The organism is uncultured Gemmiger sp. (genome assembly GCF_934561205.1).
In the GTDB taxonomy this organism is placed as follows: Bacteria; Bacillota; Clostridia; order Oscillospirales; family Ruminococcaceae; genus Gemmiger.
In genome coordinates this window covers 53113-77074 of sequence record NZ_CAKTFU010000011.1, presented here as the reverse complement: position 1 = coordinate 77074, position 23962 = coordinate 53113, and the positions used below count along the sequence as shown (strand labels likewise).

The following is a 23962-nucleotide window of genomic DNA, read 5'->3' as shown; positions in this document are numbered from 1 at the left end:
CGGTTTACCCGATATACCGCAATGTCCGGGTGGCTGCAACGGGCGGCATATATGCCGCCCCTACGGATGACCCATAAAGTTGAGATTCACGCAAAAAGAGCGCTCCTTACGGGGCGCTCTTTGCGTTATATCGTTAAAACTCGATTTTGCCGAAGGCGAAATCGTCGCCGTCGTGGATGCGCTCGGTGGTCTTGGGGGCCATCGGCTTGGCGTCGGGGTCGCGGGTCATGTTGGCAAACTCGCGCTGCGGCACGTTGGACTTGGGGGCGCCGTAGCCGCGCCCGCCCTCACGGCGGGGGCCACGGTTGTCGCGGCGGGGGCCGCGTCCGCCCTCACGGCGGGGTCCGCGGTTGTCGCGGCGGGGACCGCGCCCACCCTCACGGCGGCCGCCGCGCGCGTTGCGGGCGTTGTCACGGTCGGGCAGGTTGCTGGCGTTGGGGTCGGTGGAGTACAGCACCACGCGGCGGGTGGGACCTTCGCCCTTGCTCTCGCTGCGCACACCCTCGATGTCCGCCACGGCGGTGTGGATAATGTGGCGCTCGTAGGGGTTCATCGGCTCCATCTCGTAGTAGCAGCCGGTGCGGATGACACGCTCGGCCAGGCGCTTGGCCAGTGCGCCGAGGTCATCCTCGCGCTTGTTGCGGTAGCCGCCCACGTCCAGACCCAGCTTGACGTAGGGGCCTTCCATGCGGTTGATGACCAGGCTGGTCAGATAGGACAGGCTCTCCATCGTCTCGCCGCGGCGGCCGATGAGCGCACCCATGTGCTCGCCGGTGACGCGCAGAATGGTGGCCTCGCCCTTGCGGAAGGCGGTAAAGCTGAAATCCTCCACGCCCATCAGGCGGAAGATCGGGCTGAGGTAGTCCACAGCCGCCTGCAGGCGCGGGTCGGCGGCGATGTCCAGCTCGACCTCGGTGTCATCGGCGGGGGCGGGTTCGGCAGCGGGGGCAGGTTCGGCGGGGGCAGCCGCAACAGGGGCGGGCTGCTCCACGGGGGCGACGACCTCCGCTTCCGGCTCCTCTACCTTGACCAGCACCTTGGCGGGAATGGTCTTAAACAGCTTGCGGGCAGGGAATTCCAGCACTTCGTAGCTGACGTTCATATCATCGCGGTCAACGCCCAGCGCGTCGCAGGCGGCCTGTACGGCGTCCTCAACGGTCTTGGCGCTCATTTCCATACTACGCATAAACAAACCCTCCTTATACAATATCAATCCTGATGCAGCGGGGTGGTGCGCTCGTCCTTGTACAGCTCGGCCTCACGGCGGCGGGCTTCCTCCAGACGCAGCTTGTTTGCCTCCGCCAGACCGACCTCCCTGGTCACGTCCTTGCCGTTTTCCTGCACGGTGACGGTCAGCTTTTTCTTGCGCTCGGCGCGCTTGGCGGCGATTTCTTCCTCGTACTGCTTTTTGAACTTTTCGGGGCTGTAGATCTTGTAGGTGACAACACTCTGCCCCAGCTGCAGCACGTTGGAGATGCTGTAATAGATGGAGAAGCCGATGGGGGCGTTAAAGCAGAAGGTGACGAACATCAGGTTCATGACCAGCATCATGATCTTCATGCTGCCCTGCATCTGGGCGTCCATGCCGGAGAGCTTCTGGGTCAGGAAGTAGCTGGCGAACATCGTGACGGTAGCAATGGCGGGGAAGATCGCCAGCGGGGTCAGGTTGAAGCCGGCGATGTCGCAGATGTCCATACCGAAGAACATCGTGTTGAAGTTGGCGATCTCGGCCACGGTGGCGGCGGGGATGAGGTCGGGCGAGATGACGGCGCCGTTGTGGATGGCCTGGATCAGCGCGGTCTGCATGGTGGAAACGTTGGTGGTGGCAAGACCGATTGCCTCAGCCGCCTGCTTGACGACGGCATCGCTGACGCCGAAGATGTAGTGGACGGGGTAGTACACAACGCCCAGGAAGCCGAACAGCACCAGCATGGTCAGCAGCATGGGCAGGCAGCCGCTCATGGGGTTGTAGCCGTGCTCCTGCTGGAGCTTCATCAGCTCCTCCTGCTGTTTTTCGGGGTTGTTTTTGTACTTGGTCTGGATCTCATTGATCAGCGGCTGAAACACCGACATTTTGGCGGTGGATTTCTGCTGATGGATCGCCAGCGGGAAAAGAAGGAGTTTCATCACGACGGTGGCAACAATAATCGTGATGCCGTAGTTGCCGATAAAGCCGTACAGCAGCTTCATCAGCGGGCCAAGCAGATTGGCCAGGAAGTACATAAAGTTCATACGCTATCCATTCCGTCCCGTCTGCGCCCGGAACCTTTTATTTTTTATGTAGGTCTTTGCTGCGCAGAACAAAGACATGAGAGGCGAAGAAATAAATAAGAGATAATAAATAATAAATAATAAATTCGGTGTGCCGCCTGTGGCGGCACATCTAAAACAAGCACACGCATCCGGGCGGCTCGCAATGTTGTACATCCGCAGCACCGCGGCATTTGGTTTTGGCGCCCCGGCGCCAAAACCCCACCTTATTTCTTATTTATTATTTCTTCTTTATTATTTGCAAAGCACCGCTTTCCGGCACGGCAGCAGCCATTATTTACTGCGTGTCAGCTTTCGGTTTTCATTGACCCAGCGGCCTTTTTCGGGCACGGGGTCAAAGCCGAATTTGCCAAACGGATTGCAGCGCAAAATGCGCCACAGCGTCAAAAGCAACCCCTTGAACAAGCCGTGGGTCTGCAATGCCTGTATGGCATAGTTGCTGCAGGTCGGGATAAAACGGCAATGCCCGCGCGTGTGTGCGCTGATGTATTTTTGGTAAAAGCGGATCAGCGCCACCAACAGGCGGGTCACGGTGCGGCGGGCGGCACGGGGGCCGCTTTATCGGGCAGACCCGCCTTGGCGAACAGCTTGCCCAGCGTTTTGCTGAGCTGCGTGCTTTTTAAGCGGGGGGTCTGACCGCGTGCTACCAGTATTATATCATATCCGCCGATATTTTGCGAGAGGTGTTCGCAAAGTGCTGCGCGCATTATGCGGCGGGCGCGGTTGCGCTGCACGGCGTGACCGACCTTTTTGGTGGCGGTCAGTCCGATGCGGGTATACCCTACCCTGTTTTTGGCCACATACAGCACAATGTGCGGGTGCACATAGCTTTTGCCGCGGCCGTACACGCGGTTGAACTGCCAGTTTTTGTTTAAGGTGCGATATCGCATGGTGAGAGTCCCTTTAACGTAAATAAAAAGATTCCATATGAAACAGGAAACGCGCCGCGCGGCGGTTTTTACCGAACGCGCAGGGCGGCGAATCTTGTTTTGAAAAAAGGGCTGCTGACAAAATCAGCAACCCTTTACTTCATTGTATTCCAAAGATCAGACGGTCAGGCTTTTGCGGCCCTTAGCGCGGCGGCGGGCAATGACCTTGCGGCCGTTCTTGGTGGCCATACGCTGCAGGAAACCGTGAACACGGCTGCGCTGACGCTTCTTCGGCTGGAAAGTACGCTTCATTTTTTCATTCCTCCTGTTGAAATCCCCAGTTTGGGCTGTTTTGCAAGCAGGCTAATGCCCATACACTGGGGCAGCCTTGCAGACTTAGATTATACGCGATATAAGGGGTGTTTGTCAAGTGTTTTTGCCGGGTTTTTTCGCCAAAACGTAAAAGTTTTTTGTGCGTTGTGGAGAAGGGAGGTGGGAGACACTATATTTGGGGGAGGGAGAAATAATAAACAGATAATAGATAAAAGATAATAGATAATAAATTTGGTGTGCCCGCCGTGCGGGCACATTTTTATGACGCGGGCTGCCGGGCAGGAAAGCCTTCCCCTTGGGGGGAAGGTGGCGCGCCTGCGCGCCGGATGAGGGGAGAATGTCCGGCAGGCACCCCCTCATCAGTCACCTGCGGTGACAGCTTCCCCCAAAGGGGGAAGCCAAAGCGTGTCAAAAAATCACATTCTTAGTCTATGGAATGTGTAGGGGCGACCATGGGTCGCCCGCCAACTTGGCGCAGCATCGAGTTTTCTGCGGCAGGTTTCTTACAAGGCAAACGGGCACGGGCGAGCAATGCTCGCCCCTACAAGAGCTTTTTGACAAACCGCAGCCTCCCCTCCACAGTTTTGTTTGTGCCTTTGGCACAAACTCCACCTTATTTATTATCTTTTATCTTTTATCTATTATCTATACTGAAATTTTCTCTACCTTTTTATATAGGGGCTGTTGTTTTGCCCGACATTTTGTGCTATACTGTATGTAGGTTTTTTGCGCCGTTTTGGCGTTTCATTTTAACAGGAAGTGGGGATATCGCAAGCTATGGATTCCATCAACGACGTATTGGACGCGGCCAAAGCGTACTGCCGCGAACATACCGCCGAGGCGACGTATCAATATTACATCAGTGACATCAAGGCGGTCAGCTTTGAAAACTCCAACACCATCACGCTGGAGATCCGCAACGCCTTTATTTTAGGCATTGTGTCCGACCGCTACACCGCCCTTTTGAAGGACGCCTTCAAGGCCGTTCTGGGCTTTGATGTCGAGGTGCTGTTCGTCACCCCCAAAAAGGACGAGGGCGAAGAAAAAAAGCCCAAGCTGGACGAAAGCTCCCTGCCCAGCGGAAGGTACGACTTTACCTTTGAAAACTTCATCAAAGGCCCCAGCAACCAGTTTGCCTACGCCGCCGCGCAGGCCGTGGCCGCCAACCCCAGCGGTGCGTACAACCCGCTGTTCATCTACGGTCCGTCCGGTCTGGGCAAGACCCACCTGCTGAACGCCATTCAGGTCGAGATCAAAAAGAACCACCCCGATTTCAACATCGTGTATGTGGACTGCGAGATGTTCACCAACGAGATCATCTCCGCCGTGAAAACCGCCACGACCGAGCAGTTCCGCCAGAAATACCGTCAGGCCGACGTGCTGCTGATCGACGATATCCAGTTCTTGGCCGGCAAGGAATCCACGCAGGAGGAGTTCTTCCACACCTTCAACACCCTGCACAACGACGGCCGCCAGATCGTCATCGCGTCCGACCGCCCCGCCAAGGAAATCAAGAGCCTGGAGGAGCGTCTGCGCACCCGCTTTGAGTGGGGCCTGACCGCCGACATTCAGCCGCCCGATTTCGAGACCCGCGTGGCCATCGTCAAGCGCAAGGCGGAGCTGCTGAACCTCGACCTGCCCAACGACGTGGCCGAGTATATCGCCAACCACCTCAAGCAGAACATCCGCCAGCTGGAGGGCGCGGTCAAAAAGCTGAACGCCTACTATATGCTGGAGGGCATCTCCCCCTGCATCGGCGTGACGACCACCGCCATCAAGGACACCCTGAACGACAGCCAGCCCATCCCCGTGACGATCGAAAAGATTCTCAACGAAGTCGCGCGCACCTACAACGTGATGCCCGCCGACATCCGCGGCAAAAAGCGCAACGCCAACGTCAGCGCCGCCCGCCAGATGACGATGTACATCATCCGCGAGGTCACCGGCATGAGCATGGAGGCCATCGGCCAGGAATTCCAGCGCGACCATTCGACGGTGGTGTATTCCATCAAAACGATGGAGGAGAACATCGCCCGCGACCAGCGCCTGAAGGAAATGTGCGGCGACATCATGAAGAACGTCCGGACGTGATTTTTTGCGTCCCGTTGCAAATAGAAAGGACCCGTTATGAAATTTGAATGTGAAAAGACCCTGCTGGCGTCCGCCATTGAGGGTGTTTCCCGCGCCATTACCAACCGCGCGGCCATTCCTGTACTGGAGGGCATCTACCTCAAGGCCGAGGGCTTTAACCTGACCCTGACCGGCTACGACATGGAAATGGGCATCACCACCACGCTGGAATGCAACGTGCTGGTTCCCGGCGAGACCGTGCTGGACGCCAAGCTGCTGTTCTCGATGATCAGCCGTATGCCCGCGGGCGATGTCTGCATTGAGCTGACCGACGAGGGGCAGGCCAAAATCAGCGGCGGCGTGGCCGAGTTTGAAATTCCCGCCATGAACGCCAGCGACTACCCCAGCCTGCCCGTGACCGGCGCCGACAACACCATGACCCTCAAGTGCGACATGATGCGCGAGATGATCGAAAAGACCATCTACGCCGTCAGCCAGGACGGCAAAAAGCCCGCCCACACCGGCGAGCTGTTCGTCATTGAGCCGGGCAGCCTGACCGTGGTGGCGCTGGACGGCTACCGCCTGGCCATCATCAAGCGCGACGTCGAGTGCACCCGCGATATCCGCATCATCATCCCCGGCAAGACCCTGCAGGAGCTGCTGAAAATCATGGGCGGCGCCGAGGACGAGGTCAAAATCGACGCCAACCGCCGCTATGTCGTGTTTACCACCAACGGCTACACCATCATGTCCCGTTTGATCGAGGGCGACTTCCTAAACTACGAGGGCGTTATCCCCAAGGACAAAAAAACGCGTGTCACCGTGGATTGCAAGACCTTTATCGACACCATTGAGCGCGCGTCCCTGATCATTACCGAGCGTTTGAAGAACCCTTTGCGCATCAACTTTGCCGAGGACAAGGTCACGGTGCGCTGCCAGACCCCGCTGGGCAAGGTCGTGGACGAGTTTGCGCCCATTGAGATGGCGGGCGACGCCGTGGAGATCGGCTTTAACAACCGCTATCTGCTGGACGCGCTGCGCTACTCCAAGTGCGAGCGTATGGTGCTGGAAATCAACGGGCCGTTAAGCCCCGTGAAGTTGCTGCCCGAAAACGGCACCGACTTTATCTATCTGGTGCTGCCGGTACGGTTCAAGAACGAGGGCTGATACTATGGAAAAGATTCGCATCAACACCGAATTTATCAAGCTGGACGCCCTGCTGAAATTTGCGGGGCTGTGCGAGACCGGCGGCGAAGCCAAGGAGCTGATCCAAGGCGGCGCGGTCAAGGTCAACGGCGAGGTCTGCACGATGCGCGGCAAAAAGTGCCGTGCCGGCGACACCGTGGAGCTGGACGGCCAGACCGTGCAGATCGCGGAGGGCGCGTAATGCGTCTGAACCGGCTGACGCTGACCGACCACCGCAACATCGCCCGCGCCGAGCTGCTGCCCGACCCGCACTTAACGGTTTTGTGCGGCCCCAACGGGCAGGGCAAAACCAATTTGCTGGAGGCCGTCTGGCTGCTGACGGGGGGCAAGAGCTTTCGCGGCAGCAAGGACGCCGAGCTGATACGCCGCGGGTGCGAGTTCTCGGTGCTGGAGGGCGAAATCGAGTCCGGCGGCGGCGAGAACAGCATCCGCCTGACGGTGGGCAGCAAGACCAGCCAGCGCCCCGGACGCACGGCGCGGCTGAACGGTGCCGACGTGGGACGTGCCGCCGCGCTGGCGGGGCATTTCCAGGCCGTGGTGTTTGAGCCGGACCTGCTGAGCCTTGTAAAAGGCGGCCCTGAGGGGCGGCGGCGGTTTCTGGACACGGCGCTCAGTCAGGTGTACCGCGCCTACCTTGTAGCGCTGCGGCGCTACGCACGGCTGACCTCGCAGAAGAACGCCCTGCTGAAATCCTACGATATAACGCCAAACGGCAAGGTTTTGCTGGACGCCTATGACGAGCAGCTTGCCGAGTACGGCGCGGTGATTCTGAAACACCGCCAACAGTTTTTGCAGACGCTGACCCCCGTGGCGGCGCAGAACTACCGCGAAATTTCCCACGGGGCCGAGGTTTTGCGGCTGGAATACCGCATGTCCGCCGATGCCCCCACCGCCGACGCGCTGCTGCAAAAGCTGCACGACGCCCGCCCCACCGAGCTGCGCGCGGGGTTTTGTCTGGCGGGTCCCCACCGCGAGGATGTAGAAATTTTGCTGGATGACGCGCCCGCCCGCATCTACGGCAGCCAGGGGCAGCAGCGCAGCGCCGTGCTGGCGATGAAGCTGGCCGAGGCGACCGTGGTGGGCGAATTGTTCGGCGAACATCCCGTGCTGCTGCTGGACGATGTGCTGAGTGAGCTGGACGACGAGCGCCAGACCTATCTGCTGACCCGCATGGGGGAGCACCAGACCATCGTAACCACCTGCGACACAGCCGCATTTGCGCGTACCAACGGCAAAATTGTGTATGTTAAGGGCGGAGAAGCCGGGGAGAAACCTTTTGTAGATAATAGATAAAAGATAATAGATAATAAAAATGGTGGATCGCGGGCCGGAAGCCCGCTCAAAATTACGCGCTTTGCGCGTATCCTTATTTTTTATCTTTTATCTGTTATCTTTTATCTGCAAAATCCTGAAAGGATTTTGCTTATGTATTTCCACGCCGGGCAGGATTTTGTACTGAACACCCGCGACCTGATCGGGGTGTTTGACCTTGACACCGCGGGGGCATCCCGCCGGACCGAGGAATATTTCCGCCACGTCGAGGCGGACGGTGCCGTGGTCGACTTGACCGCGCCCGGCACCTTACCCAAGAGCTTTATGGTCACGGATTTCCCCGACGAAACCGTGTACATCAGCCAGTTATCCCCCGCCGCCCTCAAGAAACGCGCCGAGGGCAGCGACTTAAAATAGAACCCTTTTGCATCGTTTTTCGCAACCCCACACAGGAGGCTCATTTTTATGGCAGAAGAAATCATCACCGAAACCAACCGCGAAACCGCCACCGACCACGCCTACGGCGGCGCGCAGATCCAGGTTTTGGAGGGTCTGGAGGCCGTGCGCAAGCGCCCCGGTATGTATATCGGCTCCACGGGACCTTCCGGCCTGCATCATCTGGTCTACGAAATCGTGGACAACGCCATTGACGAGGCGCTGGCAGGCTACTGCACCCACATCGAGGTCACCATCAAGCCCGGCAACATCATTCAGGTGTCGGACAACGGCCGCGGCATCCCCGTGGATATCCAGCCCAAGCTGGGTATCCCCGCCGTCACCGTTGTGTACACCGTGCTGCACGCCGGCGGCAAGTTCGGCGGCGAGGACTCCGGCTACAAGGTCGCCGGCGGTCTGCACGGCGTCGGCGCGTCGGTCGTAAACGCTTTGTCCGAGTGGCTGAGCGTCCGCGTGCGCCGCGACGGTGCCGAGTACGAGCAGAGCTTTAAGCGCGGCAAGCCGGACGGCGACCTAAAGCGGCTGGGGGCGGCAGCCTCCACCGGCACGACGGTCACCTTCAAGCCCGACCCGGAAATGTTCGTAGAAACGACACAATATCACTACGAAACGCTGCTCAAGCGCCTGCGCGAGGAGGCGTTCCTGAACGCCGGTGTCAAGATCACCCTGACCGATGAGCGCACCGCCGAGGACCGCCCGCAGGAAGAAAAGTCCGACGAGCTGCGCACCGAGACGATGTGCTACGAGGGCGGCATCCGCTCCTTTGTCAGCTACCTGTGCGAGCGCCGCGACCTGACCCCCCTGCACCCGCAGGTCATGTATATGAAGGGCGAGGGTCAGGGCGCCGTGGCAGAGGTTGCCCTGCAATACTACGACAACAGCTACAACGAGCTGCTTTTGAGCTTTGCCAACAACGTCCACACGCCCGAGGGCGGCACCCACGAGGACGGCTTTAAGCTGGCGCTGACCCGTGTCTTGAACGAGTACGCCCGCGCCCACGGCATCCTGAAAGACAAGGACGAGAACCTCTCCGGCTCGGACGCGCGCGAGGGCGTGATCGCCGTGGTCAGCGTCAAGCTGCAGGAAGCGCAGTTTGAGGGGCAGACCAAGGCAAAGCTGGGCAACACCTTTATCAAGGGGTTGGTCAACGGCGTGGTCTACAACGCCCTGACCGAATTCTTTGAGGAAAACCCCGCCGTCGCCAAGGCAATTCTGGAAAAAGCCACCCAGGCCGCCCGCGCCCGCGCCGCCGCCAAAAAGGCGCGCGATCTGGTGCGCCGCAAGAGTGCGCTGGAATCCAACCGTATGCCCGGCAAGCTGGCGGACTGCCACGAAAAAGACCCCAGCAAGACCGAACTGTTTATCGTGGAGGGTGACTCTGCAGGCGGCTCGGCCAAGATGGGTCGAGATTCCAACATTCAGGCCATCCTGCCCTTGTGGGGCAAGATGCTCAACGTCGAAAAAGCCCGCGCCGACCGCATCTACGGCAACGACAAACTGATGCCCGTCGTGACCGCGCTGGGCACCGGCATCGGTGACGAGTTCGATATTTCCAAGGTGCGCTACCACAAGATCTTCATCATGGCCGATGCCGACGTTGACGGCTCGCACATCTGCACCCTGATGCTGACCTTCTTCTTCCGCTATATGCGCCCGCTGATCGACTACGGCTACGTCTACGTTGCCCAGCCGCCGCTGTTCAAGCTGCAAAAGGGCCAGCAGGTCAAGTACGCCTACAACGAGGACGAAATGAAGGTGCTGAGCGCCGAAATGCCCGGCGCCAAGGTCAGCCGCTACAAAGGCTTGGGCGAAATGAACCCCGACCAGCTGTGGGAAACCACCATGAACCCCGACAACCGCGTCATCGTGCAGATCAAAATTGAGGACGCCGAACGCGCCGACGAAGCCTTCAGCATCCTGATGGGCGAGCAGGTCGAACCCCGCCGCCAGTTCATCGAGAAAAACGCCAAGTACGCCAATTTGGATGTGTGATGTTTGCCCCGTCGTCCCGCCGAAGTAGGGGCGGGGCATGCCCCGCCCGCGACCTGACGGCAGGCGGTACCTGACCCGTTGACCGACAATGGCGGGCGGCAATTCCCGCTGCGAGGTGGACACAATGGTTTTCGATGACCCCAAAAACCTGCGCCCCCGACGTTCGCCGCGTCTGCCGGGTTTGGATTATACCGCCGCAAACGTCTATTTTGTAACCGTTTGCACCCACCGCAAGCAATGTATTTTTGGTTTGCCGGACGCGCCGACCGTGTTGGGCAGCGCTGCCGCGCAGGGAATTCGCGAGATTCCCGCCCATTTTCCGGGGGTACGCATTGACAAATGGGTGGTCATGCCCAATCACATCCACATGATGTTGTTGACCCCGCACGCAAAATACAATTTGGCGGATATCATCGGTTCGTACAAATCCTATGTTTCCAAATGCGCCCACCAAACCCACCCGCAATGCACGGTATGGCAACGGTCCTATTACGACAGGGTTGTGCGGGATAAGGTTTCCTATCTGGAATTTTGGCAATATATCGACAACAACCCCGCAAAATGGTTGTTGGACGAATACCACCCGTAAGTAAGCTGTATTTTTTCGGTTGCGGGCGGGGCATGCCCCGCCCCTACCGCGCAATAAAACTAAGGTGATACCATGGAAGAAAATATTATTATGGTGCCCGGGTCGGGTACCAAGGTCATTGTGCGCGACGTCAAGGACGAGATCGAGACCGCGTTTTTGGATTACTCGATGTCCGTCATCGTGGCGCGCGCGCTGCCTGACGTGCGCGACGGCCTGAAACCCGTTCACCGCCGTATTCTGTACACCATGCACGAGCGCGGCAACGACCCGCAGCACCCCTACCGCAAATCCGCCGATACCGTCGGTGCCGTGCTGGGTTCTTACCACCCGCACGGCGACGCCTCCGTGTACGACGCCATGGTGCGTCTGGCACAGGATTTCAGCCTGCGGTACCCGCTGGTGGACGGCCAGGGCAACTTCGGCTCCGTGGACGGTGACCCCCCGGCTGCCTACCGTTATACCGAGGCGCGCATGTCCAAGATGGCCTGCGAGATGCTGACCGATATCGAGAAGGACACCATCGACTGGGACCCCAACTTTGACGAAACCAAGAAGGAGCCCCATGTCCTGCCCAGCCGCTTCCCCAACCTGCTGGTCAACGGCAGCCAGGGCATCGCGGTCGGCATGGCCACCAACATTCCGCCGCATAACCTGCGCGAGATCGTCAACGGTATGGTCGCCCTGATGGACGACCCCGAAATTGACCTGGCCGGGCTGATGGAGCACGTCAAAGGCCCCGACTTTCCCACCGGCGGCATCATCATGGGCCGCAGCGGTATCCGCGCCGCCTACTCGACGGGGCGCGGCAAGATCACGCTGCGCGGCCGTGCCGAGATCGTCGAAAAGAAAAACGGCCGGTTTGAGATCCTCATCACCGAGATCCCCTACATGGTCAACAAGACCCGCCTGATCGAGAGCATCGCCGACCTTGTCAAGGACAAGCGCATCGAGGGCATCAGCGACATGAACGACGAATCTTCCTCCCGCACGGGCATGAAGATCGTCATTGAGATCAAGAAGGACGCCAACCCGCAGGTCGTGCTGAACCAGCTCTACCGCTACACCCAGCTGCAGGACACCGTGGGCGTCATCATGCTGGCGCTGGACGACGGCGTTCCCAAGATCATGAGCCTGAAAACCATGATGGAACGCTATATTGAGTTCCAGATGCAGGTCATCCGCCGCCGCACCGCCTTCGATTTGAAGAAGGCGCAGGAGCGCGAGCATATTCTGGAAGGTCTGCGCAAGGCGGTGGACATCGTCGATGAGATCATCGCCACCATCCGCGCCTGCAAGGGCGGCTTTGCCGAGGCGCGTCAGGCCGTTATGGACAACTTCGGCTTTGACGAGGTGCAGGCAGATGCCATCGTCAAGCTGCAGTTGGGCCGTCTGGCAGGTCTGGAAATCTTGAAAATCGAGCAGGAGTTGGGCGATCTGCGCGTTGCCATTGCCGATTACAAGGACATTCTTGCCAACGACAACCACGTCAAGCAGATCGTCAAGACCGACTTGGCCGCGCTGGCCGACAAGTACGGCGACGAGCGCCGCACCTCCATCGAGACCGTTTCCGGCGAGGTGGACATTGAGGACCTGATCCCCGAGGAAACCTGCGTCTTTACGCTGACCCACGAGGGCTACATCAAGCGCACGACGCTGGACACCTATCAGGCACAGAACCGCGGCGGCCGCGGCGTGCAGGGTATGACCCAAAAGGACGAGGACTTTACCGAGGAGCTGTACGTCGGTTCGACCCACGATTATATGCTGTTTATGACCGACCAGGGCCGCGTCTACCGCCTGAAGGGCTATCAGGTGCCTGAGGGCAGCCGCACCGCCAAGGGCACCCACATCGTCAACCTGCTGCAATTGCAGGAGGGCGAAAAGGTCACCCTGATGCTGCGCCAGGCCGCCGACGCGGACGAGGACAACACCTACGCAACGATGGTCACCCGTCAGGGTCTGATCAAGCGCACGCCGCTGTCGCAGTTCCGCAACATCCGCAAGATGGGTCTGATCGCCATTGCACTGAACGAGGGCGACAGCCTGGTCTGGAGCCACCTGACCAAGGGCGACGATGAGATCATCGTTGCCACCCACGACGGCGCAGCCATCCGCTTTGTGGAGGACGGTGCCCGCGCCATGGGCCGCACCAGCCACGGTGTGCGCGCCATCCGCCTGCGTGAGGGCGACTATGTGGTGGGCGCCGGCGTTTGCCGCCCGGGCGCGTCCATCCTGACCATTGCCGAGGACGGCAAGGGACGCCGCAGCCGCATTGACGATTACCGCATCACCAACCGCGGCGGTATCGGCATCCGCAACTACACGCCCGGCAACGTGGCGGGCATCAAGATCGTGGACGAAACCGACGACCTGATTCTGATCAGCCAGAACGGTATTTTGATCCGCGTCCACGCCAGCGACATCACGCTGCAAAGCCGTTACGGCGGCGGCGTGCGCGCGATGCGCCTGTTGGACGGCGACAAGGTCGCCGTGGTCGCCCGCGTTGACCGCGACAACACCGCCGAAACCGCCGAGGTCGAGGACACCGGCGAAACCGACCCCACCCCCGAGGAGCTGGCAGCCATCGAGGCAGAGGAATTGGCAGCCGAAGCCGCCGAGGACGCCGCCCCGACGGACGAAGATGAAGAATAAGTAACCGAGCTTTTCGGTAGCCATGTGCCCGCGCAAGCGGGCACATTTTTTGTCAGCGCCAGCGGGGTAATGATTATTTTCCGGGAAAGTTTTTAACCGAACTGTTAAAAACTTTCCCGCTTTTGTTTTTTGCAAAATTTCGCGAAAAATCGCCAAACCCTCTGGAAAAATGCGCGTTTTCGTGGTATGCTAAAGTGTTAGAGTATGTTTTTAAGGAGCGTCACAACTATGGATCGTATGCAGCAAACTGTCTGCGCGCTGGCAACGCCCCCCGGTGCGGGCGGCATTGCCGTGGTGCGTGTTTCCGGGCCGGAGGCCTACCCCATCGTAAGCAAGGTGTTTGTGCCGCTGCATCGTCAAAAATCCGTGATGGATGCCCGCGGGTACACGGCGCTGTTCGGGCATTACACCCTGCGCGGTGCCGAAATGGACGAAACCGTGGCGCTGTTTTTCCGCGCACCGCACTCCTACACGGGCGAGGACGTCATTGAATTGTCGGTTCACGGCGGCACCGCCATGGCGGACGGTCTGCTGGAAGCGCTGCTGCTGGCAGGCGCTGCGCCCGCCGCGCCCGGCGAATTTACCCGCCGCGCGCTGGAGCATGGGCGCATGTCGCTGACGCAGGCGGAGGCGGTCATGGAGGTCATCTCCGCCAACGGACGGCAGGGCGCCGCGCTGGCAAAATCCGCGCTGGACGGGCGGCTTGCCAAGCGCATCGGCGGCATACAAACCGCGCTGCAAAGCGTGAACGCCCACCTGACCGCGTGGGTCGATTACCCCGAGGAGGACGTGCCGGAGCTTTCGGACGCGCAGTTCACCGCCGCCCTGCAGCAGCAAAAAGCCGAGCTGGACAGCCTGATTTCCGGCTACGGCGCGGGCGCGGTGCTGCGGCGCGGCGTAGATTGCGTGCTGCTGGGCCGCCCCAACGTGGGCAAAAGCACGCTGCTGAACCTGCTGGCGGGCTTTGACCGCGCGATCGTGACGCCGGTGGCGGGTACGACCCGCGACATTGTCGAGCAGGCGGTGCAGCTGGGGGATATCCGGCTGAACCTGTTTGACACCGCCGGTGTGCGTGAGGTCGGGGCGGACGGCGATGCCATCGAAGCCGAGGGCATCCGCCGCAGCTGGAAAAAGCTGGAAGAAGCCGGGCTGGTGCTGGCGGTGTTTGACGCCGCGCAGCCGCTGACCGATGCGGATCTGGAAATTGCCCGCCGCTGCCAGGGGCGCCCGGCGCTGGCGGTGCTGAACAAGCAGGACTTGGCGGATTCCACCGATGCCGCCAAGGCACAGCTGCAGCCGTATTTTAAGCAGGTGATCACGCTGTGCGCCCGCGATGCCGCGAGTTTGCAGCCGCTGACCGCCGCCGTGGCCGAGCTTTTGGGCACGGCGCAGCTGGACCCGAACGCCGCGCAGCTTTGCAGCGCCCGCCAGCTGGCCGCCGCCACCCGCGCCCGCGACGCCCTGACCGAGGCGATTTGCGCCAAGCAGAACGGGTTTGGTCTGGACGCCGCCGCCGTCTGCCTAACGGACGCCCTGCAGGCGCTCTGCGACCTGACCGGCGAGGACGCCGGGGAACGGACGATCGATGAGGTGTTTGAGACATTCTGTGTGGGGAAGTAAAACAAAAAGATAAAAGTCAAGAGATAATTAGAAAAGATAAAAGATAAGAGATAAAAGATAATAATTATGGTGGATCGCAGTCGCTGCGCTCCTGCTCAAAAAAAGAGGTTCGTTATGGAAAATAATGCGCTGAAGAACAAAACCACCGCCTTATCTCTTTCCGTGATTCGCTTATACCGCACACTGAACCGTGATCGAGGAAACGAGGTTCTGGCAAGACAGCTACTGCGCAGTGCTACTTCCATCGGTGCCAATGTCCGTGAGGCCATCTACGGTTTGAGTCGCGCGGACTTTATTGCCAAAATGCAAATTGCCTTAAAGGAAACCGCCGAAACCGAATACTGGATAGAACTTCTGCGCGACTCCGACACTCTGCCGCCGGAAAGCTGCGCAGCGCTTTTGCAGGATTGCGTAGAAATCAAACGCATCCTGATTGCAACCTTAAAAAGCTGCAAGGCAACGCCGTAATGGTATTCTGCCACCCCCTTTTTTGAGGGTTAGCCTAATAAAATTTGCGCCGTCAGGCGCACCCTTATTTATTATCTATTATCTTTTATCTATTATCTTTTATCTAAAAAGAGGATTTAACACTTATGGACATTCTAGGAACCTACGACGTTATTGTAGTCGGCGCGGGACACGCGGGCATTGAGGCTGCCCACGCGGCGGCGGTTTTGGGGGCAAAAACCGCTGTGTTTACCCTTTCGCTGGATTTTATCGGCAATATGCCCTGCAACCCGTCCATCGGCGGCACCGCCAAGGGGCATCTTGTGCGCGAGGTCGATGCGCTCGGCGGGCTGATGGGCATTGCGGCGGATGCAACCTTTCTGCAAAGCCGGATGCTCAACCGCGGCAAAGGCCCCGCCGTACACAGCCTGCGCGTGCAGACCGACCGCAAGCGCTACCACATCTGGATGAAACACGCGCTGGAACTGACCCCCAACCTGGACATCCACCAGGCCGAGGTCGTGGCCGCCGACATTCAGGACGGGCAAATCCGCGGCATCGTGACCCAGCTGGGCGGCTACTACGGCTGCAAGGCGCTGGTCATTGCCACCGGCACCAGCCTGGGCGGGCGCATTGTTGTGGGCGACGCCCACTACGACAGCGGCCCCGACGGCACCCACGCCGCCACCGCGCTGACGCAAAGCCTTGTCGCGCAGGGCTTTACGCTGCGCCGCTTCAAAACCGGCACGCCCGCCCGCGTACACCGCCGCAGCATTGATTTTTCCAAGCTGGAACGCCAGCCCGGCGACCCCGACAGCGAATTGCAGCCCTTCAGCTTTTTGACCCGCACGCCGATGCACAACAAGGTGGACTGCTACATCGCCTACACCAACCCCCAAATGCACCGCATCATCCTGGACAACCTGCACCGCTCGCCGCTGTACGGCGGCGACATCCAAGGCGTGGGTCCGCGCTACTGCCCGTCCATTGAGGACAAGGTCGTCCGCTTTAAGGAAAAAGAGCGCCACCCCATCTTTGTCGAGCCTTGCGGCGAGGACACCGAGGAAATGTACCTGCAGGGGCTTTCGTCCAGCCTGCCGGAGTGCGTGCAGAACGAGATGTACCGCGCCATCCGGGGCTTTGAGAACATCGAGATCATGCGCCCCGCCTACGCCATCGAGTACGACTGCGTTGACCCCACCACCTTAAAGCCGACGCTGGAAAGCAAGGTCGCCGCCGGTGTGTACGGCGCGGGGCAGTTCAACGGCACCTCCGGCTACGAGGAAGCCGCCGCCCAAGGGCTGTTGGCGGGCTTGAACGCCGCCCGCCACGCGCTGGGCAAGACCGAGCTGGTGCTGGCACGCCACACCAGCTACCTCGGTACACTTGTCGATGACCTTGTGACCAAGGGCGTGATGGACCCCTACCGTATGATGACCAGCCGCAGCGAATACCGCCTGAGCCTGCGCCAGGACAATGCCGACGAGCGCCTGACCCCCATCGGCCGCGAGTTCGGGCTGGTGGATGATGCGCGCTGGGCAGCCTTTTGCCGCGACCGCGAGATCAAGCAGCAGGAACTCAAGCGGCTGGAAACCACCCGCGTCAAGATGGCAGACCTGCGCGCCCTGGCCCCCGCCGACGCCGAGCTGGGCGAAAGCGGCGGCACCGCGCTGGAACTGCTGCGCCGCCCCGCCGTAAGCTACGCGATGATCACCCAATTGATCGGCGCGGGCGAGGGCATCACCCCCGCCATGGCGCAGCGCATCGAAACCGAGATCCGCTACGCGGGCTACATTGCGCGCGAGGAACGCATCATCCGGGACATCCGCCGCCACGAGGGCGTTGCCATACCCGAAGATTTTGACTACGCGCCGCTGGAAATGCTGACCTTGGAAGCGCGCGAAAAGCTGCAAAAAATCCGCCCGCGCAATTTGGCGCAGGCGGGGCGCATCCCCGGGGTGTCCCCCAGCGACCTTGCCCAGCTGAGCTTAATTTTGCTGAAAGCCAACCGCACACAAAACGGAGAAACGCTATGATAAACAAAACCCGCCTTGCCGAAAAATGTTCCACGTGGAACATTGCGCTGTCCCCCGCCCAGCTGGACCAGCTGGACCGCTACGCCGAAATTTTGGTGGACTACAACCAAAAGGTCAACCTGACCGCCATCACCAGCCCCGAAGGCATTGAGGACCGCCACTTTGCCGACAGCCTGCTGTTTGCCGCCCAGCCCGAGGTGCAGGGCAAAATGGTGGATGTCGGCACCGGCGCGGGCTTTCCCGGCATTGTGGCAAAAATCTACAAGCCCGACCTGCAGCTGACCCTGATGGAGCCAACCGGCAAGCGCGTGGACTTTTTGCGCTACGCCTGCGCCGAGCTGGGGCTGACCGGCGTTGAATTTGCCAAGGAACGCGCCGAGGAAGCCGCCCGCAAAATCTGGCGCGAGCAATTTGACATTGCCGGTGCCCGCGCCGTGGCAGCGCTGCCCGTTTTGTGCGAGTACTGCCTGCCGCTGGTCAAGGTCGGCGGCGTGTTTTTGGCGATGAAGGGTCCCGAAGCCGACGCCGAAGCCAAGGCCGGTGCCAACGCCTTAAAGAAATTGGGCGGCGCCTACGCCGAGACCCGCACCTTTACCCTGCCCGACGGCAGCGCCCGCGGGCTGGTGCTGTGCAAAAAAATATCGCAAACTCCGACCGTTTACCCCCGAAACGGCGGAAAAATTGCAAAAAAACCGCTGTAAGCCGTCGAAACCGCGCGGTTTTGCGCGAACGATTTTAGTTTCCATTTTTTGCCATTTATGCTATGCTTTTTACGAAAAAAGGCATAGCATTTTTTATTTGTTTGTTGGGAGGATGCAGAAAAATGGCAAAGAAAGAACTGCAAAAGCAAGGGCGGGTGCTGCTGCTGCCGCCCGATTGCATTGAGCCGTCGCCGTATCAGGCACGCACCGTATTTGATGAAAACGAGATCGCCGCCCTGGCGGTCAGCATTGTGCAAAACGGGCTGCTGCAACCCATCAGCGTGCGGCGGGTCGGGCTGCGCAAATACCAGCTTGTGGCGGGCGAGCGCCGCCTGCGCGCCTGCCGCTTGGCGGGGCTGGAAAAGATCCCCGCGATTTTGGCGGACTTTGATGATTCCGAGTCGGCGGCGCTGGGGCTGCTGGAAAATTTGCAGCGCAGCCAGCTCGACCCGTTTGACACGGCGCGCGGCATTAAAGAGGTCATCCGGCTGTGGGGCTGCACGCAGGCGGAGGCCGCCCGCCGCCTGGGGCTGAGCCAGCCCGCACTGGCCAACAAGCTGCGGCTGCTGACGCTGACGCCCGAACAGCAGGAGCTGTGTATGGTACATCATCTTTCAGAGCGGCACGCCCGCGCCGTTTTGCGTCTGCCCGAAAGCCGCCGCACCGCCGCGCTGGAAAAAATTGCCCGCGACAACATGAGCGTGCGCCAGGCCGACAAGCTGGTGGACACGATGCTGGCGAACCCCACCTCCCCCAGCCCCTGCCGCAAGGTAACGCCGATGGTGCGCGACGTGCGGTTTTTTGTGAACACCCTGCAGCACGCGGTGGACTTGATGACGCAAAAGGGCATTGCCGCCACGACCCACTGCGACAAGCGCGACGGGTGCTTGGAGTACACGGTGCGGATTCCTGTAAAGCCTGAGGAAGCCGCGGAGGAGGAATGTTTTGAGGTGAAGGTGTGATGGATAAAGCAAATGCCTGACCGGAAAATATTACACAGAGATAATAGATAAAAGATAATAGATAATAAATAAGGTGGAGTTTGTGCCAAAGGCACAAACAAACGATAGTTTCCCGCGTCATAAAAATGTGCCCGCGCGGCGGGCACACCACATTTCTTATTTATTATTTCTTATTTGAACAACGCTCCCTCTCCCCCAATGACCCGCAACCCTCCCCCTCAATGTTCCACGTGGAACATTTGCGGGGGATTTTTTGTGTTTGCCCCCTTTTTTATGCCCGCGCAATGTGCTATAATAGGTTTGTACATCTATTTCTGCGTTTTTTAGGAGGTCAACAAGGTGGCAAAGGTCGTTGCAGTGGCAAACCAAAAGGGCGGCGTGGGCAAAACCACGACCGCCGTCAACCTGTCGTCCTGCGTGGCTGCGCTGGGCAAACGGGTGCTGATCGTCGATCTCGACCCGCAGGGCAACACCACCAGCGCCTACGGCGTGTCCAAAAACAAGCTGGACGCCGACGTCTACACCTGCCTGATCGACGACGACGATGTGCGCTCCGCCATTGTCAAGACCGAGTACAACGCCGATTTGCTGCCGTCCAACACACAGCTGGCGGGCGCGGCGGTCGAGCTGGTCAACCTGCCCCGGCGCGAAATGCGTCTGCGCAGCGTGCTGGCGCCCATCGTGCCGCTGTACGATTACATCTTCATCGACTGCCCGCCGTCGCTCGACCTGCTGACCGTCAACGGCCTGTGCGCCAGCGACACGGTGCTGATCCCCCTGCAGTGCGAGTATTTCGCGCTGGAAGGCCTGACCGAGCTGATGAACACCTTAAAAATCGTGCGCAAAAAGTACAACCGCTATCTGGACATCGAGGGTGTGCTGTTCACGATGTACTCCGGGCGGCTGAACCTGACGATGCAGGTCGTCGCGCAGGTCAAAAAATACTACGGCGACAAGGTGTACAAGGCGGTCATCCCCCGCTCTGTCCGCCTGTCGGAAGCGCCCAGCTTCGGTATGCCCATCAATTTCTATGAGCCGAACGGCAAGGGCAGCGAGGCCTACATGGAGCTGGCGCGGGAATTCTTAAACCACAACGAACACTAAACCGCACAGGAGGTGCCTATGGCAAAGAAAAAGCTGGGCGGGCTTGGCAAGGGTCTGGACACCCTGTTTGCCGACCTGCCCGAAACGACCGGCGACGACGCGGGCGTTTCCACCCTGCCTTTGCGGGAAATTGAACCCGACCCCGAGCAGCCCCGCAAGCATTTTGACCAGGATGCGCTGAACCAGCTGGCCGCCAGCATCACCGAAAACGGCCTGCTGCAGCCCATCGCCGTGCGCCCCAAAAAGCTGGGTACCGGGTACATCATCATCGCGGGCGAGCGCCGCTGGCGCGCCGCGCGGCTGGCGGGTCTGGACGAGGTGCCCGTTTTAATCAAGGACGTCACCGACGAGCAGGCCGCCGCCTTAGCGCTGATCGAAAACCTGCAGCGCGAGGACCTGGACCCCATCGAGGTCGCCGAAGGCTGCAAGCAGCTGATTGAAAAGTACGGCTTAACGCAGGAAACCGCCGCCAAGCGGTTGGGCAAAAGCCGCAGCGCCGTCGCCAACAGTTTGCGTCTGCTCACCCTGCCCGACGACGTGCGCACCCAAGTGCGCGGCGGGCAGCTTTCCACCGGACATGCCAAGGTGCTTCTGGGCTTGCCCAGCGCCGGGCTGATGCAGGACGCCGCCAAGGAAATTGCCGAAAAAGGCTTGAACGTCCGCCAGACCGAGGTGCTTTGCAAAAAGCTGTCCAAGCCGCCCAAACCGCCCAAGCCCAAGCCCGACCCCTTTAACCGTCCCAAGCGCGCGGTGGAGATCGAGGCCGCGCTGAAAGAGGTCACCGGCAGCGAGGTCCACGTCGACTACAAGGACGGCAAAGGCTCGCTGAAAATCGACTTTTACAGCGATGAGATGCTGCAGCAGTTCGTCAGCCTTTTGGGGCAGTATGACCCCGAACGGCAGGACTAAAACTATAGATGCCATATTTTACCAATATGAGGAGTGTAAAGTATCATGTTAGACATTCGTTTTGTACGCGAAAACCCTGAGCTTGTCAAGGAGAATATCCGCAAAAAGTTCCAGGACAGCAAGCTGCCGCTGGTGGATGAGGTCATCCGTCTGGATGCCGAGTACCGCGCCGCCATCGGTGAGGCCAGCGACCTGCGCGCCAACCGCAACAAGCTGTCCAAGCAGATCGGCATGCTGATGGGTCAGGCCAAGAAGGACCCCGCCAAGGCCGCCGAAGCCGAGGAAGTCAAGAAGCAGGTCACCGCACAGGCCGACCGCCTGAAAGAGCTGGAGGCCAAAGAGGACGAGCTGCAGGCAAAGATCCAGGAGATCATGTACACCATCCCGCAGATGATTGACCCCAGCGTGCCCATCGGCCCCGATGACAGCCACAATGTTGAAGTTCAGCGCTTCGGCGATCCTGTCGTGCCCGACTACCCCATCCCCTACCACGTTGAAATCATGGAGAGCTTCAACGGCATCGATCTGGACGCCGCCGGCCGCGTTTCCGGCAACGGTTTCTACTACCTGCTGGGCGACATGGCCCGCCTGCACGAGGCTGTGCTGGCCTACGCCCGCGATTTCATGATCGACAAAAAGGGCTTTACCTATGTGATTCCCCCGTTCATGATGCATGGCGACGTCGTCAAGGGCGTTATGTCCTTCCCCGAAATGGACGCTATGATGTACAAAATCGAGGGTGAGGATCTGTATCTGATCGGCACATCCGAGCACACGATGATCGGTCGCTTCATTGACCAGACGCTGGAAGGCACTTCCCTGCCCCTCACCCTGACCAGCTACTCCCCCTGCTTCCGCAAGGAGAAGGGCGCCCACGGCATCGAGGAGCGCGGCATCTACCGCATCCACCAGTTTGAAAAGCAGGAGATGATCGTCGTCTGCAAGCCCGAGGACAGCATGGACTGGTACAACCGCCTGTGGAAAAACTCGGTGGAGCTGTTCCGCTCTCTGGAGATCCCTGTCCGCCAGCTGGAGTGCTGCTCCGGCGACTTGGCGGATCTGAAGGTCAAGAGCTGCGACATCGAGGCTTGGAGCCCCCGCCAGCAGAAGTATTTTGAGGTTTGCAGCTGCTCCAACCTGGGCGATGCACAGGCCCGCCGCCTGCACATCCGCTATAAGGACGAGGACGGCAAGCCGCAGCTGGCCCACACCCTGAACAACACCTGCGTGGCGCCCCCGCGTATGCTGATCGCCTTCCTGGAGAACCACCTGCAGGCGGACGGCAGCGTTACCATCCCCGAGGTGCTGCGCCCCTATATGGGCGGCAAGGCCGTTCTGGTGCCCAACAAGAAATAATTGGTTCTGAAATAGAAATCGGTCTGCCCGCGGCTGCTTGCCGCGGGCAGATTTTTTTCAAAAAGTTTGATTTTTTGCAAAAAATCGCTTGACAAATGCCGCCCGATTGCGTATAATAATAGAGCGCCTTGAAGCGCGGACAATACATGGCGGTATAGCTCAGTTGGCTAGAGCATTCGGTTCATACCCGAAGTGTCACCGGTTCAAATCCAGTTACCGCTACCACGTTACAGAGTTTCGCTAAGATAAGGGGGACGGTCGTCCGCAGTAGTGGACGATGAAAGTCGGAGGTTTTAGCGAAGCTCTGTATTTGTAAGGCCCGTTGGTCAAGCGGTTAAGACACGGCCCTTTCACGGCTGTAACATGGGTTCGATTCCCGTACGGGTCATAAAAAATTCCTCATCTCAGGATGAGGATTTTTTTTGTTTCCGTACGAGGAATCGAACAGGGCGGCGCACCGCAGTGCGCAAGCAAAGCCCCGGTGGGGCTTTGCTTAGCCCGCGGGAGATTCCCGTTCGGGTCATACCGCACGGCGGCTTCCCCCTTTGGGGGAAGCTGTCACCGTAGGTGACTGATGAGGGGGCACTTGCCGGACACTTCCCCCTCATCCGGCGCGTTCCGCGCCACCTTCCCCCCAAGGGGAAGGCTTTACCTCGCGGTAGGGGCGGGGCACGCCCCGCCCGCGACATAACGGAAACCGCTATTTACCGGGTTATTTGTAGGGGCGGCATATATGCCGCCCGTTGCAACCGCCCGGATATTGCGATATGACGGGCAAACGGCACGGGACGCATATATGCGTCCCCTACAAACCTGCCGGAAATGGGTGCTTTGCCTATAATCGCTCATCATCCGCTTATTCGTAGGGAGGGGTCTTGACCTCTCCTTGCAACCTAGCCGATTGTACGATGTATCAGGAAATAGCGCGCCATTCGGCGCGATTTAATGCGCTGCGCGCGGCCAGATGTGCGGATGGGTCAAGACCCATCCCTACAAATGTCCCGGAAGCAGGCTTTTTCTACTAGCTGCGGGACGCATATATGCGTTCCCTACAAATGTACCCGCAAGGTTTCCTATGGCGGCAGGTCGCGGGCGGGGCAATGCCCCGCCCCTACAA

General features: G+C 59.6%; 21 protein-coding genes and 2 tRNA genes. 18 read left to right on the top strand and 5 right to left on the bottom strand.

Annotation, left to right across the window (positions count from 1 at the left end):
• Positions 1-133 precede the first annotated feature (133 nt).
• The 5 genes from jag to rpmH all read right to left on the bottom strand — a co-directional run bounded on the left by jag (position 134) and on the right by rpmH (position 3452).
• A complete protein-coding gene (gene jag / locus Q0I19_RS08030; RefSeq protein ID WP_294760804.1) occupies positions 134-1186 on the bottom strand; it encodes an RNA-binding cell elongation regulator Jag/EloR in 1053 nt (350 codons plus the stop codon).
• A 23-nt stretch (positions 1187-1209) separates the two neighbouring features.
• Positions 1210-2232, bottom strand: a complete 1023-nt coding sequence (gene yidC / locus Q0I19_RS08025) for a membrane protein insertase YidC (protein WP_294760806.1) — start codon at positions 2230-2232, stop codon at positions 1210-1212.
• Between the two features lie 312 nt (positions 2233-2544).
• Entirely contained in the window at positions 2545-2802 is a 258-nt protein-coding gene (gene yidD, locus Q0I19_RS08020; RefSeq protein ID WP_294760808.1) for a membrane protein insertion efficiency factor YidD, read from the bottom strand.
• Positions 2799-3161 carry a ribonuclease P protein component gene (gene rnpA / locus Q0I19_RS08015; protein WP_294760810.1) on the bottom strand — a complete coding sequence of 121 codons (363 nt, stop codon included), beginning with the start codon at positions 3159-3161 and terminating at the stop codon, positions 2799-2801. Before rnpA ends, yidD begins: the two co-directional genes overlap by 4 nt.
• A gap of 156 nt (positions 3162-3317) precedes the next feature.
• Positions 3318-3452, bottom strand: coding sequence for a 50S ribosomal protein L34 (gene rpmH, locus Q0I19_RS08010; RefSeq protein ID WP_294760811.1), 135 nt, complete (start codon positions 3450-3452; stop codon positions 3318-3320).
• A 798-nt stretch (positions 3453-4250) separates the two neighbouring features.
• Here rpmH and dnaA point away from each other — a divergent pair.
• The 18 genes from dnaA to Q0I19_RS07920 all read left to right on the top strand — a co-directional run bounded on the left by dnaA (position 4251) and on the right by Q0I19_RS07920 (position 23233).
• Positions 4251-5564 carry a chromosomal replication initiator protein DnaA gene (dnaA, locus tag Q0I19_RS08005; RefSeq protein WP_294760813.1) on the top strand — a complete coding sequence of 438 codons (1314 nt, stop codon included), beginning with the start codon at positions 4251-4253 and terminating at the stop codon, positions 5562-5564.
• A gap of 36 nt (positions 5565-5600) precedes the next feature.
• Positions 5601-6710, top strand: coding sequence for a DNA polymerase III subunit beta (gene dnaN / locus Q0I19_RS08000; protein WP_294760815.1), 1110 nt, complete (start codon positions 5601-5603; stop codon positions 6708-6710).
• Between the two features lie 4 nt (positions 6711-6714).
• The gene (locus tag Q0I19_RS07995) at positions 6715-6930 is read left to right on the top strand and encodes an RNA-binding S4 domain-containing protein (protein WP_294760816.1); all 216 of its coding nucleotides are present in this window, start codon (positions 6715-6717) and stop codon (positions 6928-6930) included.
• A complete protein-coding gene (gene recF / locus Q0I19_RS07990) occupies positions 6930-8042 on the top strand; it encodes a DNA replication/repair protein RecF (RefSeq protein WP_294760817.1) in 1113 nt (370 codons plus the stop codon). The genes Q0I19_RS07995 and recF overlap by 1 nt, the downstream gene beginning before the upstream one ends.
• A gap of 132 nt (positions 8043-8174) precedes the next feature.
• Positions 8175-8438, top strand: a complete 264-nt coding sequence (gene remB / locus Q0I19_RS07985; RefSeq protein ID WP_294760818.1) for an extracellular matrix regulator RemB — start codon at positions 8175-8177, stop codon at positions 8436-8438.
• Between the two features lie 48 nt (positions 8439-8486).
• On the top strand, positions 8487-10469 hold the full coding sequence (gyrB, locus tag Q0I19_RS07980; RefSeq protein ID WP_294760820.1) for a DNA topoisomerase (ATP-hydrolyzing) subunit B: 1983 nt from the start codon (positions 8487-8489) through the stop codon (positions 10467-10469).
• Positions 10470-10593: 124 nt separating this feature from the next.
• The gene (locus Q0I19_RS07975) at positions 10594-11058 is read left to right on the top strand and encodes a transposase (protein WP_294760821.1); all 465 of its coding nucleotides are present in this window, start codon (positions 10594-10596) and stop codon (positions 11056-11058) included.
• Between the two features lie 72 nt (positions 11059-11130).
• Complete coding sequence (gyrA, locus tag Q0I19_RS07970) at positions 11131-13710, top strand: DNA gyrase subunit A (RefSeq protein WP_294760823.1); 2580 nt, start codon at positions 11131-11133, stop codon at positions 13708-13710.
• 228 nt (positions 13711-13938) lie between these two features.
• Positions 13939-15330: a tRNA uridine-5-carboxymethylaminomethyl(34) synthesis GTPase MnmE gene (gene mnmE, locus Q0I19_RS07965; RefSeq protein WP_366012631.1), complete on the top strand. Its 1392-nt coding sequence runs from the start codon at positions 13939-13941 to the stop codon at positions 15328-15330.
• 114 nt (positions 15331-15444) lie between these two features.
• Entirely contained in the window at positions 15445-15798 is a 354-nt protein-coding gene (locus Q0I19_RS07960; RefSeq protein ID WP_294760825.1) for a four helix bundle protein, read from the top strand.
• Positions 15799-15923: 125 nt separating this feature from the next.
• Positions 15924-17813 carry a tRNA uridine-5-carboxymethylaminomethyl(34) synthesis enzyme MnmG gene (gene mnmG / locus Q0I19_RS07955; protein ID WP_294760827.1) on the top strand — a complete coding sequence of 630 codons (1890 nt, stop codon included), beginning with the start codon at positions 15924-15926 and terminating at the stop codon, positions 17811-17813.
• The gene (gene rsmG, locus Q0I19_RS07950) at positions 17810-18514 is read left to right on the top strand and encodes a 16S rRNA (guanine(527)-N(7))-methyltransferase RsmG (protein ID WP_294760830.1); all 705 of its coding nucleotides are present in this window, start codon (positions 17810-17812) and stop codon (positions 18512-18514) included. Before mnmG ends, rsmG begins: the two co-directional genes overlap by 4 nt.
• A 122-nt stretch (positions 18515-18636) precedes the next feature.
• The gene (locus Q0I19_RS07945) at positions 18637-19476 is read left to right on the top strand and encodes a ParB/RepB/Spo0J family partition protein (protein ID WP_294760832.1); all 840 of its coding nucleotides are present in this window, start codon (positions 18637-18639) and stop codon (positions 19474-19476) included.
• A 339-nt stretch (positions 19477-19815) separates the two neighbouring features.
• The gene (locus Q0I19_RS07940) at positions 19816-20580 is read left to right on the top strand and encodes a ParA family protein (RefSeq protein WP_294760833.1); all 765 of its coding nucleotides are present in this window, start codon (positions 19816-19818) and stop codon (positions 20578-20580) included.
• A gap of 18 nt (positions 20581-20598) precedes the next feature.
• Entirely contained in the window at positions 20599-21489 is an 891-nt protein-coding gene (locus tag Q0I19_RS07935) for a ParB/RepB/Spo0J family partition protein (protein WP_294760835.1), read from the top strand.
• Positions 21490-21534: 45 nt separating this feature from the next.
• Positions 21535-22845 carry a serine--tRNA ligase gene (gene serS, locus Q0I19_RS07930; RefSeq protein ID WP_294760837.1) on the top strand — a complete coding sequence of 437 codons (1311 nt, stop codon included), beginning with the start codon at positions 21535-21537 and terminating at the stop codon, positions 22843-22845.
• A 148-nt stretch (positions 22846-22993) separates the two neighbouring features.
• Positions 22994-23070 (top strand) — tRNA-Met (locus Q0I19_RS07925).
• A gap of 91 nt (positions 23071-23161) precedes the next feature.
• Positions 23162-23233, top strand: a tRNA-Glu gene (locus Q0I19_RS07920).
• The last annotated feature ends 729 nt before the right edge of the window (positions 23234-23962 follow it).

Bases quoted from the DNA above. Each gene is read 5' to 3' on its own strand.
- jag (WP_294760804.1), bottom strand. From the start codon at position 1,186: ATGCGTAGTATGGAAATGAGCGCCAAGACCGTTGAGGACGCCGTACAG.
- yidC (WP_294760806.1), bottom strand. From the start codon at position 2,232: ATGAACTTTATGTACTTCCTGGCCAATCTGCTTGGCCCGCTGATGAAG.
- rnpA (WP_294760810.1), bottom strand. From the start codon at position 3,161: ATGCGATATCGCACCTTAAACAAAAACTGGCAGTTCAACCGCGTGTAC.
- rpmH (WP_294760811.1), bottom strand. From the start codon at position 3,452: ATGAAGCGTACTTTCCAGCCGAAGAAGCGTCAGCGCAGCCGTGTTCAC.
- dnaA (WP_294760813.1), top strand. From the start codon at position 4,251: ATGGATTCCATCAACGACGTATTGGACGCGGCCAAAGCGTACTGCCGC.
- dnaN (WP_294760815.1), top strand. From the start codon at position 5,601: ATGAAATTTGAATGTGAAAAGACCCTGCTGGCGTCCGCCATTGAGGGT.
- Q0I19_RS07995 (WP_294760816.1), top strand. From the start codon at position 6,715: ATGGAAAAGATTCGCATCAACACCGAATTTATCAAGCTGGACGCCCTG.
- recF (WP_294760817.1), top strand. From the start codon at position 6,930: ATGCGTCTGAACCGGCTGACGCTGACCGACCACCGCAACATCGCCCGC.
- remB (WP_294760818.1), top strand. From the start codon at position 8,175: ATGTATTTCCACGCCGGGCAGGATTTTGTACTGAACACCCGCGACCTG.
- gyrB (WP_294760820.1), top strand. From the start codon at position 8,487: ATGGCAGAAGAAATCATCACCGAAACCAACCGCGAAACCGCCACCGAC.
- Q0I19_RS07975 (WP_294760821.1), top strand. From the start codon at position 10,594: ATGGTTTTCGATGACCCCAAAAACCTGCGCCCCCGACGTTCGCCGCGT.
- gyrA (WP_294760823.1), top strand. From the start codon at position 11,131: ATGGAAGAAAATATTATTATGGTGCCCGGGTCGGGTACCAAGGTCATT.
- mnmE (WP_366012631.1), top strand. From the start codon at position 13,939: ATGGATCGTATGCAGCAAACTGTCTGCGCGCTGGCAACGCCCCCCGGT.
- Q0I19_RS07960 (WP_294760825.1), top strand. From the start codon at position 15,445: ATGGAAAATAATGCGCTGAAGAACAAAACCACCGCCTTATCTCTTTCC.
- mnmG (WP_294760827.1), top strand. From the start codon at position 15,924: ATGGACATTCTAGGAACCTACGACGTTATTGTAGTCGGCGCGGGACAC.
- rsmG (WP_294760830.1), top strand. From the start codon at position 17,810: ATGATAAACAAAACCCGCCTTGCCGAAAAATGTTCCACGTGGAACATT.
- Q0I19_RS07945 (WP_294760832.1), top strand. From the start codon at position 18,637: ATGGCAAAGAAAGAACTGCAAAAGCAAGGGCGGGTGCTGCTGCTGCCG.
- Q0I19_RS07935 (WP_294760835.1), top strand. From the start codon at position 20,599: ATGGCAAAGAAAAAGCTGGGCGGGCTTGGCAAGGGTCTGGACACCCTG.
- serS (WP_294760837.1), top strand. From the start codon at position 21,535: ATGTTAGACATTCGTTTTGTACGCGAAAACCCTGAGCTTGTCAAGGAG.